A 16,453-nucleotide genomic window follows, 5' to 3' on the forward strand; every position below is an offset into this window, starting at 1 on the left:
TATGGACACACGGTCCCGGAATTTTCATTCCAGAAAATTTTCACCCGTGAAAAGCAGCATTTTCATCCCACTGCTCTTTGATCTTTCCGCTGATCTTCTCTGCGATCTCCTCCGGCTTTCCTGTCATCGTGCAGCCTGCAGCCTTTACGTGACCGCCGCCGCCGAAGCTCTGGGCAATCCTGCTCACATCAACCTCCGAGTTCGTCCTGAGGCTCACCTTATATTCGTCCGAATTTCCCGTCTCATAGAGCAGGAATACGACCTCTGCGCCCTCAATGACTCGCAGCTGGTCCACGATCCCGTCCGTCGCCTTGACCGTGCATCCGTATTCCTTTAACTCATCCGTTGTCACCACAGTATAGATGCAGCGGTCGTCGAGGATCCTGACACTGTCGAGGAGCGCACGTCCGTGAAGTTTTGCCTGACCGTATGTCTTTGCGAAAAAGCTCTCATCGATGATCTTCGGGAAATCGATCCCTTTCTCCATCAGGAACCCCGCGATATCCATGGTCTTCCTGGAGGTGTTGGAATACTTGAAGACGCCTGTGTCATGGGCAATCCCTGTATACAGGCACTCTGCGACCGCTTTGCTGATCTTGTCCTGATCGAGGAGACCAAACAGCACTTCGCTCGCGGAGCTCGCCCCGCTTTCGATCACATTGACCCTGCAGAGACCTTTGTTTGTGATATGATGGTCGATACAGAACGTGTCCTTTGCCGTCTCCCGGTAAGGTGCGAACGCACCGAGGCGCGGAACATCGCTGGCATCCGATGTGATGCAAAGATCGAATGTTTTTGTTCCGTCATATTCTGTGTGTACATCATTATAACCGGAAAGATAGGAAAATTTCACTCCCATTTTCTCCAGATAGACCGAAACCTCAAGTCCCTCATAATTTTCCTTCAGATAATTATAAAGTCCCAGGCAGGATCCGATACAGTCCCCATCCGGGTTTACATGTCCTAAGATCACGATGCTCTTCTTTCCCTCCAGCATCTCATCAAGAATTCCCAATGCTTTCGCCTCCTCGTAATCAGAAAAATCCGGCAGAATCCGCGCCGCGCGCGTCTGACCGGATTCCTCCATATGATCCTCCGCGGCTGCTTCATTTCCGCAGCCGCGGTGCGTCTTCTGTTCCGATCGTGCCGGCTCCCGGATACTCCTCCGGACCGCTCCGATCATTCACCAGATTTTCTACTGGTCGTCGTTTTCTTTCTTATCATCCTCATCCGGCAGATCCTTTGTCACCTCATCGATGAGTTTTGACATGCGGACGCCGTACTCGATAGACTGATCCAGCACGAAGAAGATCTCCGGAGTATTCCGGAGGTTGATCTTCTTCGCGAGCTGGGTCCTGATAAAGCCCTCCGCGCTCTTTAAGCCGCGGATCGTATCTTTTGCCTGCTCCTCATCCGCAAGGACGCTGATATACGCCTTGCAGATCTTGAGGTCCGGTGTGACCGAGACCTGGACCACGCTTGTCATCGGATGAATGCGCGGATCCTTGAGCTCAGAGCGGATGATCTCGCTCAGAGCTTTCTGAACCTCGCCGTTGATCCGGATATTTTTAACACTGTTTTTCCTCATGATATTACCTCTTCTTTAAAACCTATCTCGGTACCTCTACCATGATGTAAACTTCGATCATATCGTCTTCCTGGAGATCGTTGAATCCCTCGAATACAAGACCGCACTCGTAACCTGCTGCAACTTCCTTCACATCGTCCTTGAAACGCTTTAAGGATGCAAGCGGTCCCTCGAAAATCTGCTCACCGTCTCTTGTGATGCGTGCCTTGCTTCCGCGGGTGATCTTACCGTCAAGCACATAGGAACCAGCGATCGTGCCGACTCCGGATGCCTTGAAGGTCTGGCGGACAACCGCATGACCGGTTACCTGCTCCTCGTATACCGGATCCAGCATACCCTTCATGGCAGCCTCTACATCCTCGATCGCCTGATAGATGACGCGGTACAGACGCATGTCGACTTTCTCGCGGTCCGCGATGGACTTCGCCTGTGCGTCCGGACGAACGTTGAAACCGATAATGATCGCATTGGAAGCGGATGCAAGTGTAACGTCGGACTCGTTGATCGCGCCAACGCCGCCGTGGATGACTTTGACAACAACTTCCTCGTTGGAAAGTTTTACGAGACTCTGTTTTACAGCCTCTACAGAACCCTGTACATCGGCTTTTACGATGATCGGAAGTTCCTTGACATTTCCGGCCTTGATCTGTGAGAACAGGTCATCTAAGGAGAGTTTTGCCTTTGTATCTTCGATAAGCTTATTCTTGCTCTCTGCGATGAATGTCTCTGCGAAGCTTCTTGCCTCTTTCTCGTTCTGGTGCGCGATGAATACCTCACCTGCGTTCGGAACATCGTTGAGTCCAAGGATCTCTACCGGAGTGGATGGGCCTGCCTCTTTGACACGGTTGCCCTTATCGTCCATCATGGCGCGGACTTTACCGTAGCAGCAGCCTGCGGCGATAGCGTCACCGACCTTTAAGGTACCTTTCTGTACAAGTACCGTTGCCACCGGTCCTCTTCCCTTATCAAGCTGCGCCTCGATCACAAGACCTCTTGCGCGGCGGTTCGGGTTTGCCTTTAACTCTTTTACCTCTGCTGTTAAGAGGATCATCTCGAGAAGTTCCGGGATTCCCTCTTTTGTATGTGCGGAAACCGGTACGAATACGGTGCTTCCGCCCCAGTCCTCAGGAATCAGCTCATACTCGGATAACTCCTGTTTTACTCTCTCTACGTTTGCGCTCGGCTTATCGATCTTGTTGACAGCAACGATGATCTCAACGCCTGCTGCCTTCGCGTGGTTGATCGCCTCAACGGTCTGCGGCATAACACCGTCGTCCGCTGCTACTACGAGGATCGCGATATCGGTTGCCTGGGCACCGCGCATACGCATGGCTGTGAACGCCTCATGACCAGGTGTATCGAGGAATGTGATCTTCTGGCCGTTGTAATCTACAACATAAGCACCGATGTGCTGTGTGATGCCGCCTGCCTCTCTGGAGGTAACGTTTGTCTGGCGGATCGCATCGAGAAGAGAAGTTTTACCGTGATCGACATGACCCATTACGCAGATGACCGGCGGTCTCGGAACCATGTCCTTCTCGTCCTCTTCATCCTCTTTTAAGAGTTCCTCGATGACATTGACTTTCTTCTCTTTCTCGCAGAGAACGTCATATTCCATTGCGATCTCTTCGGCTTTCTCAAAGTCGATCTCCTGGTTGATCGTCACGATCGTGCCCTGTAAGAAGAGCTTCTTAACGATATCAGCCGGACGTAATTTCATCTTTTCCGCGAGTTCCTTGATGGTGATAACCTCCGGGATCACGATGGTCTTGATCTCCTCGACCTTCGCCTCCTCCTTCTTCGGCTGCGGCATAACCGGAGCTTTTACGCCCTTCTGGCCCTTTCCTGGTTTGCCTTTCATCTCCATGTCGCGGTCTTTCTTTGCGTCATGCTCTTTCTTGTAAGCATTCTTGCTCTGCTTCGTATTCTGCTGCTTCTGTGCAAGCGGAGTATCGAAGGACGGTTTCGACATGCCCATTCCGCCGCGGTTTCCACCCTGACGGTTGTCATTTCTGCCCTGGAAGCCACCCTGACGGTTTCCGTCGTTTCTTCCCTGATAGCCGCCCTGACGGTTTCCGTCGTTTCTTCCCTGGTAGCCGCCCTGGCGGTTTCCATCATTTCTTCCCTGGTAGCCGCCGCCCTGGCGGTTTCCGTCGTTTCTTCCCTGGTAGCCGCCCTGGCGGTTTCCGTCGTTTCTTCCCTGGTAGCCGCCGCCCTGGCGGTTTCCGTCGTTTCTTCCCTGGTAGCCGCCCTGGCGGTTTCCATCGTTTCTTCCCTGGTAGCCGCCCTGACGATTGCCGTCTCTGCTGCCCTGATAGCCGCCCTGACGATTGCCGTCTCTGCTGCCCTGGTAACCGCCCTGACGATTGTCGCGATTGCCCTGATAGCCGCCCTGACGGTTGTCACGATTGCCGTCGCGGTTCGGGAACGGACGGCTCTCTCTCTGCTGGGACTGACCGTCTGTTCTTCCCTGGTTCGGGAGCGGACGGACATTCTCTCTGAGATCCTTTGCAGGTGCCTCAGATTTTGTCTCCTGTTTCTGTGCAGGTGCTGCCGGTGTCTCGGCTGTCTTTGCCGGTGCTTCTGCCGGTGCGTTTCCTGTCGTCGGTCTTACCTGCATGCCGGAACCGTTGTTCGGTCTTGCCGGTCTCTGTCCGCCCTGTGTACGGTTTCCCGCCGGGCGCTTCTGTGTACTGTTCTGCGGACGATAAACCGCAGCAAATTTCTTCTTTGCCGGTGCTGCCGGCGCATTATTTTCTCCCTCAGCCGGAACTGCCGGCTTTGTGGAATTCTCCTGATTCTGATTCAATGTATCTGTTCCCTCTTTTTTCTTTCCTAAATCCTTTTCAAACTCACTCACGCTCGCTACCTCCAAATCACGTTACAGTGCACAGCCACTTTTCGCCCGTGTACCGCAACTGGATCTTGCCGATGCTTCACATTCCTAATCGGCAAAATGCTTCAACAGTGCCTCGGAAAAATTCGGATCGATCACCGCCAGGGACGCTCTCATCTGCTTTCCCAGGATGTGGCCGAGTTCTTCCTTGTTTCCGAACTCAAAGTACGGAACTTTATAGTAAGTACACATGTTCCGGAACATTTTCTTCGTGTTGTCCGAAGATTCTTCCGACACGATCACCAGCCCGGCTTTTCCGGACTTTACCGCTTTTTCTGTGGAAAACTCGCCGCTTCTGACCTTTCCGGCCTTCTCCGCGAGTCCTAAAAGTCCAAGGATCTTATTTCTGTTCATCGATCTGTTCCATCTCCTTTTTCAGACTTTCGTAAACTTCTTTTGGAATTGCCATTTTAAAGGAGCGTTCCAGTCCACGGCTCTTCACTGCCTTTTCAAAGCATGCCATGGATGGGCAGATGTATGCGCCGCGTCCGTTTTTTCTCCCGGTCGCGTCGATGGAAATCACGTCGTCAGTACCTTTTAAAACCCGGATCAGCTCCCGCTTGTTTTTCATTTCACCGCAGCCGATGCACTGTCTCTGCGGAACCTTCTTTACTGTACTCACTGTCGTCGTTCCCTTCTCTCCTATTCTTCTGTCTCGGCCTGTGCTTCGGAAGTCTCCTCTGCCGGAGCTTCATTTTCTGCCGGAGCTTCTTCTCCTGCCGGCTCTACATCTTTCTCGTACTCGCCCTCAAAACCTTCCTCGCCGAAGTCCATATCATCGAAGAGTCCAAGCTCTCTCGCCTGTGTCTCGCTCTTGATATCGATCTTGTAGGTGGTCAGTCTTGCAGCCAGTCTTGCGTTCTGTCCTTCTTTACCGATCGCTAAGGATAACTGGTAATCCGGAACGATGACCTGTGCCTCTTTCTCGTCCTCATCCGCAACAACGGAGATGACCTTTGCAGGGCTCAGTGCGTTCTCGATCAGGAATGCCGGGTTGTCATCCCAGTTGATGATATCGATCTTCTCACCGCGGAGCTCATTTACGATCGCGTTGACTCTCGCGCCGTTTAAGCCGACACATGCGCCTACCGGATCTACGTTCGGATCTGTAGAGCTGACTGCGATCTTTGTTCTGGAACCTGCCTCACGGGCGATCGCGCGGATCTCAACGGTACCGTCACGAACCTCTGCGATCTCGGCCTCAAACAGACGTCTCACAAGGTCCGGATGGGTTCTGGATACGGAGATTCTCGGTCCTTTCGGGCTGTCCTTGACTTCCAGGATATAAACCTTGATACGCTCGGTTCTCTGGAAGGTCTCGCCTTTGACCTGCTCAGCCTCCGGGAGGATCGCATCGATCTTTCCGAGATCTACGCTGACATTGCGGCCGATGTAACGCTGAACGATACCGGTAACGACCTCTTTCTCCTTGCACTGCCACTCGCTTAACTGGGATTTCCGGCTCTCCTCGCGGATCTTCTGTAAGATCACGTTCTTTGCGTTCTGGGTCGCGATACGGCCGAAATCATGGGAATCAATGGGGATCTGGACGATGTCGCCAAGGACATGTCTCGGAGCGATCATTCTTGCGTCGGCGAGGCTGATCTGTGTGATCGGATCCTCCACGTTCTCAACGACCTCTTTTTCCATATATACGGAATAATCGCAGCCATCCGGATCAATGATGACTTTCACATTGTCAGCCTTGCCGAAATGGTTCTTGCAGGCAGTGAGAAGGGAGTTCTCGATGGCCTCCAGCAATGTGTCCTTACTGATGTTGTACTCTTTTTCGAGTATGTTCATCGATTCCATCAGTTCCTTGTTCATTTTTTATCCTCCTTATTAAAAATCGAATGCCAGACGAATTAAGGCAATGTCTTTTCTATTGAATGTACTCTCGGAACCATCCTCGTAGCGGATCGTCACGGTGTCCGCGTCATATGCTGTGAGGATCCCTGAAAAGTCTTTCTGTCTGTCGATCGCGCGGTACAGCTTGATGTCGACCGCCTCACCGAGACTTCTCTTAAAGTCTTTCTCTTTCTTTAACGGTCTTCCGAGTCCCGGGGAGCTCACCTCTAGGATATAGCTGTCATCGATAAAGTCCTCTTTATCGAGCCAGTCGCTCAGACGTCTCGATACCATCTCACAGTCATCCACTGTAAAACCGCCCTCTTTGTCGATGTACGCTCTCAGGTACCAGGTACCAGCTTCCTTCACGTACTCCACGTCGACCAGTTCATAATTGTTCTCTTCCATGATCGGGGTTAAAAACTTCTCGACCTTGGATTCATATTCCTCTCTTCTTGCCATGGGTTTCCACCGCCTCTCTGCCGGATCTTTCCGGTTATGCAAAACGAAAGAGTGGACGTTTCGTCCACTCTTTTGACCGGTTACTTATGTTATCGATAGTTATCGTACCACAGAAGCTCGGAAAAATCAAGGGGTTTACTTGGAAATATGCCTATTTGCGGGATTTCTGTGCATCTTTGCCGGATCGTTCTCCCTCTGTCAGCGCGCTGCAGCAGGATTTTACCGATGGTTCTTCCGTCTCATTGCATGGATGACGGATTTCTGATATACTGTTCCTATCTTAATTATTTAGAAAGTAGACCAGATAATATATGAAACGATTCGTGATCGGGATCCTCGCACATGTCGACGCCGGCAAGACGACCATGTCCGAGGCAATTTTATATGAAACAGGAAAATTAAAGAAAATGGGGCGTGTGGACAACCGGGACGCGTTTTTAGACACTTTCGCGCTGGAACGCGCCCGGGGCATCACGATCTTTTCGAAGCAGGCGGTCTTTCCGTTAGGCGACGCCTCCGTGACGCTCCTTGATACGCCGGGACATGTGGACTTTTCGGCGGAGATGGAGCGGACACTGCAGGTCCTTGACTATGCGGTCCTCATCGTGAGCGGGGCCGACGGAGTGCAGGGACATACGGAAACTCTTTGGAGACTCTTAAAACGCTACCGGATCCCGGTATTTATTTTTGTCAATAAGATGGATCAGAAAGGGACGGATAAAGAAGCGGTCCTGGCATCCTTAAAAGAACGGCTGGATCCGGCGATCGTGGATTTTACGGGAATTTCCGGATACGGAGAGATTCTTGACTTTGGAAATGTTTCGTCAGACGGTTCCGGAAGCGGAATGACAGTGGACTCTTTCGCACGGTCCAGTTCCGGAAATGAGAGATCCGGTGAAGAGATTTTTGAGGAGATCGCCACCTGTGACGAAGAGCTCCTGGACTCCTACCTGACAGACGGAGTCTTAAAAACAGAAGATGTGCGTAAAGCGATCCACGACAGGAAGCTCTTCCCGTGCTTTTTCGGCTCTGCCTTAAAGCTTACCGGTGTCCGGGAATTTCTGACCGCATTCGGCGAATTCGCGTCATGTCCGGACTATCCGGCAGATTTCGGTGCAAAAGTGTTTAAGATCTCCCGCGACGAAGCCGGTGTTCGGATGACACATCTCAAGGTGACCGGCGGCGGTTTAAAAGTCCGGGATTCTCTTACTGATTCTGAGGAAAAGATCAACCAGATCCGCCTCTACTCCGGAGCAAAATTTGAGGCGCTCAAGGAAGCGGAACCAGGAATGATCGTCGCTGTCACCGGCATCTCCGATACAAGACCGGGGCAGGTCTTCGGATCTGCCTCCGAGAGTTCTCTCCCGCTTTTAGAGCCTGTCCTCACCTACCGGATCCTGCTGCCGTTCGGGACCGATTCCCACACGATGCTAAAAAACATGCGGATGCTCGAGGAAGAAGACCCGCAGCTCCACATCGTCTGGGATGAGACACTCGGCGAGATCCAGGCGCAGGTCATGGGCGATGTGCAGATGGAGATCTTAAAGAGCCAGGTAAAAGACCGTTTCGGCGTGGAGATCGGATTCGGGGAAGGAAATATTGTATATAAAGAAACGATCGCAAAGACCGTCGAAGGAGTCGGCCATTTTGAGCCGCTCCGCCACTATGCGGAAGTCCATCTCCTGATGGAGCCGGGCGAACCGGGAAGTGGGATGGTCTTTGCAGCAAACTGCAGCGAAGATATGCTGGATAAGAACTGGCAGCGTCTGATCTTAACGCATCTCGAAGAAAAACGCTTCCGCGGGATCCTGACCGGTTCCGAGATCACCGACATGAAGATCACGCTGATCGCAGGACGCGCCCACCTGAAACATACCGAGGGCGGCGATTTCCGCCAGGCGACCTACCGGGCCGTCCGTCAGGGACTCTGTGAGGCGGGATGTGTGCTCCTGGAGCCTTACTACGCATTCCGTCTGGAGGTTCCGTCCGAGAATCTCGGACGCGCGATGGCGGACCTCGACCGGATGCAGGGTGAATTTTCCGCACCGGAGCAGGACGGCGCAATGGCTCTGCTCACCGGGACCGCGCCGGTTTCCACGATGCGGAACTACCAGCGGGATGTGATCTCCTACACGAAAGGACGCGGAAGACTGACGCTCAGCCTTTCCGGGTATGAACCGTGCCACAACGCGGAGGAAGTCATCGCTGCTTCCGGATATGATTTCGATTTTGACCTTCAGGACCCGGCAGGATCTGTTTTCTGCTCCCACGGCGCCGGCTTTGTCGTTCCGTGGAACGAAGTGAAAAACTATATGCATGTGGAGAGTCCGCTCGCAAAGCAGCTTGCGAAGGAAGCGCAGGAGCGGGATTTAAGAGAGGCAAATGAACGGCTCCAGGCGATGGAGGCCGATGTGGCGGCCGGGAAGGTTCCGGCCGGAGCAGCCGGCGGCAGTGCAAAGTTTCGTTCCGGCAGTCCCTCTGGTGCTGTTTCTGAGGCAGCGGTTGCTGCAAATACAGGTTCCGGCTCTTCCCGCGGCCGCGGAGACGGCTCCCTCTCCTTCTATGATGATAAGGAACTCCAGGCGATCTTCACCCGTACATACGGCGAACCGAAGCGAAAACTCGCCTCGGACTATGACTCCCGCACCGTGATCCGGGCCAAAAATACAGCTCCTGTAAAACCGTCAAAAGAGAAAGAGGAGCCGGAAGACGAATATCTTCTCGTCGACGGCTACAACATCATCTTTGCATGGGACGAGCTGAGTGAGCTTGCCGCCGTCAATATCGATGCGGCCCGCTACAAGCTCATGGACATCCTGAGCAATTATCAGGGATTCCGGAAGATCTGCGTCATCGTTGTCTTCGATGCCTACAAGGTTCCGGGCGGTGTCGAGAAAGTCCAGAAATATCACAACATCCACGTTGTGTATACAAAAGAAGCGGAGACCGCAGACCAGTACATCGAAAAAGTCGCGATCCGTATCGGTAGGCGTTACCGCACCACCGTAGCAACCTCCGACGGCGTGATCCAGCTCATTATCCGCAGTCAGGGCTGCATCCTCTGGTCCGCAAGAGATTTCCGTGAAGAGATCGAACGCGTCGGCAAGCTGATCTCCGAGGAGAAAGGAAAACATACCGGCAGTGCGAAGAATTACCTCTTCCTGCACGCCGATGAGGAGACGAGAAAATATCTGGAAGATGTGCGGCTGGGGAAGAAATCGGAGATGCCGTAGTCATTTTTCGCAAATGGCGGAATTTCTCATTTTTCTGCCTTGCGCGGTTGCCTGCGGCATTCTCAGGCTTCGCGCAAGTGCACATTCCTGGCACATACTGCCTTTTTCCGGAAAGTTTCATCTAATTTTCCTGGAGAACAAAAAAAAGAGACATTCACCTGTCTTCCCAATTTTCTGCCGCTGACATATTCAGCTTCTGAAAATTTTGGGATGACCGTGAAGGTCTCTTTTTTATCTTATCCGATCCATTATTTTTTCATGGATTCGATTACGCATTCATGTTTCTTTGTACTCTTATCATAATTGATCCCCACCAGCAGTAAATTTCCATGGTAATCTTTCAATGCATTCCCATACTGCTTTTCTTTTATCTGTGCCAGCGCGGCATCCGCACCTTTATCCCACTTTAATTCTATGATAATTGCCGGTTTATCCAGATGATGTTTCCGTGGGATCATACAGATATCAGCAAATCCTTTTCCTGATGGCAGTTCACGCACGATCGCATAATATTCTCTCGCAAAATAAAATGCAAGACTGACCGTACAGCTAAGTGAATTTTCATCATTATACTGAAGAATAGAAATCTCTTCATGTGCCTTATCGATTCCTGCTGCCACTGCATCAGCATCCATTTTCCACAGTGCATCCAGTAATCTGCGGGATGCTTCCACCGAATCCGCAACTCCATGCCAGCTCATGGTACTGATCGCATTGACATATTCTTTCGAAACTTCCTTATTGGGAATTTCCACTGTCCCATTCGTACTATTGTAAGTCAGATATCCAAGATGTACCAAGAGCGTAAGGACATCATCCTTTGTCGCAAAAGTCGTCATGTCGTTACTGAATGTACCAATATTGACGTACACTTCCTCGCCTGCAAGCATTCTGACGACTGAATCCTGCAGCCCATCCATATTCATCTGGATATAGATCTTCAGTGCTTCATAAGTTTCCGTCTGATTCCAGTATGTTCCAAACTTATGTCTGAGCATGGCCTCTACAACAGATTTCGGGCTGTACATGGAATAATACTGATCCCCGGACTGCCGGTGTGCGACAAGCCCATATCCATCATACCATGCCTTTGCCTCGTCAAAATCCATCTCATATTTCTGACAGAGCTGTGCCACTTCCTGTCCGGTAAATCCAAAATACTCCGCAAGCTCCCCCGGATCTGTCATGGAATACTCTGTAAACATATTTAACGCAGAATGTGATCCGTATTTTTTTATCGGAAGAATGCCTGTCATATACGCAAGAGCAACATACTCTTTATCCTTCAGCCATGCCCTCAGAAAATCCAGATATTTCTTCTGTGAATCCTGATCCTGCTGGTATTCCCGGAACAGGCAGTCCCATTCATCGATCAGGATCACAAATGCTCGTTTCGTCTTTGCATAAATATCTTTCATTACCTGGATCAGATTACTCTCGTCCCGAAAACGAACATCATCAAAATGCTCCATGAGATCAAACACCAGATATTTTTTCAACATCGAAAGCATCTCATCCATACTTCCTGTCATGCTGAGGAATTCCTGTATGTTTACCTTGATCACATCATATTGATTCAGATGAGCACGATAGGATTCCGCTTTGCTGATCTTCAGCGAGCGAAATAATAAATCTGCGTCTTCCCCACGCTCATAATAAGCAGCAAGCATATCTGCTGCCATTGATTTTCCAAAACGTCTTGGTCGGCTTACACACAGGAACTTTTGTCTTGTATCCAAAACTGCATTCGTTTTTTCGATCAGACCTGTCTTATCTACATAAATTTCAGAATTCAGTCTCTCCTGAAATCCCTTGCTTCCCGGATTCAGGTAACTTCCCATGTGCAATTCTCCCTTCTTTATTTTCCGCACTTACCAAGGATCTCCTCACAGATCTCCTCCGCTGTCTTTCCATCCGTCGCAACGGTGATATCTGCGGCCGCCTCATACTTCGAACGACGCTTTTCCATCAGATCCTCAATGTAAGAAAGATTCATATTTCCATTCAGGACCGGGCGCTCTGTGCTGTCCTTGACTCTCCCATAGATCGCCTCCGGTGTCGCTGTGAGAAGGACGATCTTTCCGCATTTCTTCATAAGACGGACATTCTCCTCCTTCAGCACGGCTCCGCCCCCGCATGAGATCACCGCCGGATCCCGGTCCGAAAAACTGCGGATCAGCTCCGTCTCAAGTGACCGGAAATATGGCTCACCTTTCTCCTTAAAGATCTCCGCGATCTCCATCTGTTCCCCGTTCACAATCTCCTGATCCATCTCCACCTGCTCCGCCCCGGTCATCTCCGCCAGACGCGCCGCATTCGTACTCTTTCCACATCCCATAAATCCGATCAGAAAAATATGTTCCTTCAGTCCTGCCATCCTTACATTCTCCTCTTTCGCCGCCCGTGCCACACAGAATTTCCGTTCTGTCCTCACAGGTATCATTAAGAAAAGTATAGCAGATATAAAAAAGAACTGCAAGCCGGGGATTAGCGCAGGCACTGCAGTAAGCTTCCGCCAGCGCATCCTTCTTAGCACCCAATATCTCCCAGCGGTGAGCTTCCGGGCAGGAGTGCATGATGCGGGGAGCTGGCTTCCTCTTAGCTCGCGGGTGACTGCGTTGGAGAATCGGGGACACTTGTCTGAGCGCAGCGAGTTGTGTCCCCGATTCTCCGCCCTTAGCAGTCTCCCGGGGGCTTAGAGGAACCCTCCCCGCATCCCCAGCACTCCTGTCCGGAAGCTCACCGCGTACCACTCGCCAACATATTCTGCATTTCATCTCTCCATTGCATTCCCCCATCCCCACTGCTATAATAGAAAAAATGAAAATAATCCCCCGGAGGTACCCATAAAATGGAATATCAGACACCCACCCCGATCACCGGCCACACCGCCCTGATCTGCCTTCTCGGCAGTCCCTGCGCCCACAGCATCTCCCCAATGATGCACAACGCATCCTTTGAAGCACTCGGTCTCGACTACCGCTATCTCGCCTTTGACGTAAATGAAGCAACACTTCCAACCGCTGTCGCCGGCTTAAAAGTCCTCGGTGCCCGCGGTTTCAACCTGACCATGCCGGATAAAAACCTCATGGTCTCCCTCTGCGACGAACTCTCCACCGCTGCCCGGATCATCGGCGCTGTCAACACGGTCGTAAACGAAAACGGACGCCTTATCGGCCATAACACCGACGGCATCGGCTACATGCAGTCCGTAAAAGATGCCGGTTATGACATCATCGGCAAAAAAATGACTCTTCTCGGAGCCGGCGGCGCCGCGACCGCGATCCTGGTCCAGGCGGCACTCGACGGCTTAAAGGAAATCTCTGTCTTCGTGAGACCGACCAGCCGATTCTATGACCGCCTGGTACATACTGTGGACGAACTCACAAAGATCACCGACTGCAAGATCAAAATCTGCGATTTTTCCGACGCCGAACTCTTAAAACAGGAACTCGCAGACAGTGCCATCCTCACAAACGGAACCTCCGTCGGCATGGCCCCGCACGAGGATACCTGCCCGGTCCCGGAAGATCTCGTCTTCCCGGACGGTCTCATCGTATCCGACATCATCTACAATCCGCGTGAGACAAGACTCCTCTCCATGGCAAAACATCAGGGAAACCCGTTCTTCAACGGTTCCTACATGCTCCTCTACCAGGGCGCCGAGGCGTTCCGCCTCTGGACCGGAAAAGAGATGCCGGTGGAGCAGATCAAACGTGAGTTTTTCTCCAGATAAGACAGTTCTGCAAGTTTTTGATCCTGCATCCCGAATATGCCGGATTTCACAAAAAGCCGATGAAATCAGGGTAGCTCCACCCGATTTCACCGGCTTTTTCATTTACGCAAACAACGAGCCAAAGTCCGCGCTTGCGCGAGACCTTGGCGACTGTCGCGATAACAAGGGGAAACTCGCGAAGCGTGTTTTCACTTGTTGATCTGATTCTTTTATTTTCCTCAATACCTCATTTTCCGTTCAGAACATTCCTATCCATGAAAAGCTGCCCGAATCGCTCCTTATTTGTAAATATACCGCTTTACTGTGCATCGATGATCTCCTCCGCCATCGCGAACATCTCCTCCGCGCTCAGCTCCTCGCCAAACTTGAACAGGCTGTACCCCTGACCGTCCATGTCCCACTCGACCATACAGGAGGTTGTGATCTCGATCTCATCACTGCCGTAAGCAAGGTCAAAGATGCCCGCTTCCTGGGCCTTTTTGTCCTCCTCGGTGAGTTCATAATTGGCCGGCACAAATTTGTTGACCGTCTTATAGAATCGAAGTTCCGTGCCATCCCCGCACGTCTTTACATCCGTCGGAGCGCTCCCGCCGTCCAGCCCGACTTCCGCAGAAAATGTGATCGGTTCCATCCCCTCTTTTCCATAAGTAATGTCGAGATGGATCCCCTTGCCCAGCTTATTTCCATCCTTGTCACTCGTCTCATAGTTCACCGGGACAGCACTCTCGAACGTATATCCATTGGAAAACTGTTCCGGGAAATTTACCTTCGGTCCATGTTCCTCCTGAAGCTTTAACGCCTGTTCATAAGTATGCACCTCATCTCTCCGGTCACTGTGCGATGTCACTCCCGCAATGTTCCCGATCGCAAATGCTGTCATGCTACCAAATACACAGATCGCTGCCACCGCGATCACTGCCTTTTTCATAAATCCTCTCTTCATATGAGTTTCCTCTCTTTCTATCTGTTCATATACACGTTTCCTGATCCGCACCTCCCGCAGGGATTCATCCGGAAGTTCTCCTGCGCGGCTCTCAAACATTTTTTTCAGTCTTTCTTCTAAGATAGGATCGTCCATGTTTTTCCTCCTTCCTCCTGCGTGAGGACCTTCTTTAACTGCTCCTTCGCATGGTACAGTCTTGATTTCACCGTGCCCTCGAACACTCCGCAGACCTTCGCGATCTCGCGGATCGGCATGTCATTATAATAGTAAAGGATCAGAACCGTTTTCTGTTTCGGCGGCAGCTTCTCCACCGCCTCAAAAAGGATCCGTTCCTCCTCCTTCATGATGCAGGTTTCCAGGACCGACCGTTTTGTGTCCTCCTGCCCGGATGCCGGTTCCTCCTCCGGACACTCCCGCCCTGTCTTTTTGCAGATCTTCCATGCCGACCTCGTGAGGATCCGGTAAAACCATGTCTTAAAGGCCGCCGGCTCTCTGAGCTTCTTTCTGTTTAAATAGCAGGCGGTAAATGTCTCCTGGACAATGTCCTCACTGTCCGCAGCATTTCCGGATATCAGCCATGCGGCTCTGAGCGCCGGCTTCTCATATCGCTCCATCAACGTTCCGAATGCCTCCATGTCGCCATCGATCATCCGTCTCACGATATTCTCTTCATCCATGTCCTGCCTCCTCTCTTTTTTGATGCATCTGTCTTATAGAGACAGGAACCTTGAGGAAAGTTCATTTTTTCTAATAATTTATATAAAAAAGACAAAAAATTGGCTTCGTCACATTCAGTCTTAACGCTAAGTTGTCTGCAGCAATCCGCACCTTCGCACAAGTACGCATCATTGATACATCGTACCTTCTTATTTATCAGGAAATTTCATCGGAATTTCCTGCCAGACAAAACAGGACAGTGCTCCACATTTCTGTCGACGCACTGTCCTGTATCATGATCCGTTTATTTAGTTTACACGCATGCACATCCAGTCCGCGATCCTGCCCCGTACAGACCGATCGTTCTTTTTCAGGGACTCCACACATGCCAGACTCATATTCTCTCAGTCACAGCTTGCCATCAAGCGTAAATTTCCTGACTTTCTGCTTTTCGTTTTCCTGAATATGATTCGTCACAGTTTGCTCCTGCTTGTAAACTCCCTGTACTTCTGAACTGCCTTTTCTTCCGCCTCTTTCATGATCTCCTCTACCGAGTTCCCTTCGATGTCGAGTCCCTCAGCGGTATAGCATACGGTCTCATGGATCCCGTAATAGACCTTGCAGAGCTTCTCCAGATACTCATATCCGAGGTTCAGCTCCCCGATGGATCCGCCGCTGGTCGTCACATAGTGGAGACTGTCTGCATGGCACAGACCGCCCGGAATGCCCTTGGAGGAGAATGTAAACGTCAGACCTGTCACGCAGATCTGCTCCAGATAACATTTCATCCGCGCCGGGAATGAGAAATCCCAGTACGGAGCTGCAACAACGATCCGGTCCGCAGCTGCGAACTGCTTCGCGTAAGTGAAAAGCGGTCCCTCAAAATTTCCTGCTCTTGTGAGCGATTCCCGGAGCGCACTCTCCTTACCTGTGAAGAGTTTCAGATCTTCATCCTCAAGATTTAAAGTTTCGATCTCATACTCCCCGTTCTGATTCATTTCCTTTAATAACGCCTGTGCGAGCTGTTCCGTCCTTGAGATGCCGCGGTTGACGCAGGCATCGATGAATAATAACTTTTTCATTGCTGATC

At 51.3% G+C, this 16,453-nt stretch carries 14 protein-coding genes; 2 read left to right on the forward strand and 12 right to left on the reverse strand.

The genetic code is table 11. The features are described from left to right. Nucleotides 1-40 precede the first annotated feature (40 nt). From ACXMYH_RS11655 to ACXMYH_RS11685, 7 genes are all read right to left on the reverse strand, one after another. On the reverse strand, nt 41-1,087 hold the full coding sequence (locus ACXMYH_RS11655; protein ID WP_329751659.1) for a DHH family phosphoesterase: 1,047 nt from the start codon (nt 1,085-1,087) through the stop codon (nt 41-43). A 108-nt stretch (nt 1,088-1,195) separates the two neighbouring features. Beyond that, nucleotides 1,196-1,588, reverse strand: coding sequence for a 30S ribosome-binding factor RbfA (gene rbfA / locus ACXMYH_RS11660; protein WP_142412148.1), 393 nt, complete (start codon nt 1,586-1,588; stop codon nt 1,196-1,198). 22 nt (nt 1,589-1,610) lie between these two features. After that, nucleotides 1,611-4,208: a translation initiation factor IF-2 gene (gene infB, locus ACXMYH_RS11665; protein WP_486555860.1), complete on the reverse strand. Its 2,598-nt coding sequence runs from the start codon at nt 4,206-4,208 to the stop codon at nt 1,611-1,613. Between the two features lie 324 nt (nt 4,209-4,532). Then, nucleotides 4,533-4,838, reverse strand: a complete 306-nt coding sequence (locus tag ACXMYH_RS11670; RefSeq protein ID WP_118530688.1) for a L7Ae/L30e/S12e/Gadd45 family ribosomal protein — start codon at nt 4,836-4,838, stop codon at nt 4,533-4,535. Continuing rightward, nucleotides 4,825-5,055 carry an RNase P modulator RnpM gene (gene rnpM / locus ACXMYH_RS11675; protein WP_117470801.1) on the reverse strand — a complete coding sequence of 77 codons (231 nt, stop codon included), beginning with the start codon at nt 5,053-5,055 and terminating at the stop codon, nt 4,825-4,827. Before rnpM ends, ACXMYH_RS11670 begins: the two co-directional genes overlap by 14 nt. Before the next feature lie 71 nt (nt 5,056-5,126). Beyond that, a complete protein-coding gene (nusA, locus tag ACXMYH_RS11680) occupies nt 5,127-6,311 on the reverse strand; it encodes a transcription termination factor NusA (RefSeq protein WP_118530684.1) in 1,185 nt (394 codons plus the stop codon). Between the two features lie 15 nt (nt 6,312-6,326). After that, on the reverse strand, nt 6,327-6,794 hold the full coding sequence (locus tag ACXMYH_RS11685; protein ID WP_486554943.1) for a ribosome maturation factor RimP: 468 nt from the start codon (nt 6,792-6,794) through the stop codon (nt 6,327-6,329). A 311-nt stretch (nt 6,795-7,105) separates the two neighbouring features. Between ACXMYH_RS11685 and ACXMYH_RS11690 the strand changes: the two genes are divergently transcribed. Further along, on the forward strand, nt 7,106-10,027 hold the full coding sequence (locus tag ACXMYH_RS11690) for an NYN domain-containing protein (RefSeq protein WP_486554944.1): 2,922 nt from the start codon (nt 7,106-7,108) through the stop codon (nt 10,025-10,027). A gap of 248 nt (nt 10,028-10,275) precedes the next feature. Here the strand turns inward: ACXMYH_RS11690 and ACXMYH_RS11695 are convergent, their stop codons facing one another. Further along, on the reverse strand, nt 10,276-11,868 hold the full coding sequence (locus ACXMYH_RS11695) for an AAA family ATPase (RefSeq protein ID WP_486554945.1): 1,593 nt from the start codon (nt 11,866-11,868) through the stop codon (nt 10,276-10,278). A gap of 17 nt (nt 11,869-11,885) precedes the next feature. After that, a complete protein-coding gene (locus ACXMYH_RS11700; protein WP_486554946.1) occupies nt 11,886-12,404 on the reverse strand; it encodes a shikimate kinase in 519 nt (172 codons plus the stop codon). A gap of 474 nt (nt 12,405-12,878) precedes the next feature. On the opposite strand from ACXMYH_RS11700, the gene aroE reads away from it, so the two are divergent. Continuing rightward, nucleotides 12,879-13,763, forward strand: a complete 885-nt coding sequence (gene aroE / locus ACXMYH_RS11705) for a shikimate dehydrogenase (protein ID WP_118530649.1) — start codon at nt 12,879-12,881, stop codon at nt 13,761-13,763. A 298-nt stretch (nt 13,764-14,061) separates the two neighbouring features. On the opposite strand, the gene ACXMYH_RS11710 is transcribed toward aroE, so the two are convergent. From ACXMYH_RS11710 to ACXMYH_RS11720, 3 genes are all read right to left on the reverse strand, one after another. Continuing rightward, nucleotides 14,062-14,841, reverse strand: a complete 780-nt coding sequence (locus ACXMYH_RS11710) for a hypothetical protein (RefSeq protein WP_118530647.1) — start codon at nt 14,839-14,841, stop codon at nt 14,062-14,064. Continuing rightward, nucleotides 14,823-15,383 (reverse strand): RNA polymerase sigma factor, encoded by a 561-nt coding sequence (locus ACXMYH_RS11715; protein ID WP_405581180.1) that lies wholly within the window; start codon nt 15,381-15,383, stop codon nt 14,823-14,825. The genes ACXMYH_RS11710 and ACXMYH_RS11715 overlap by 19 nt, the downstream gene beginning before the upstream one ends. A 453-nt stretch (nt 15,384-15,836) precedes the next feature. Beyond that, complete coding sequence (locus ACXMYH_RS11720; protein WP_215703292.1) at nt 15,837-16,445, reverse strand: NAD(P)H-dependent oxidoreductase; 609 nt, start codon at nt 16,443-16,445, stop codon at nt 15,837-15,839. Nucleotides 16,446-16,453 lie beyond the last annotated feature (8 nt).

This window comes from Pilosibacter sp. NGB245 (assembly GCF_057397225.1).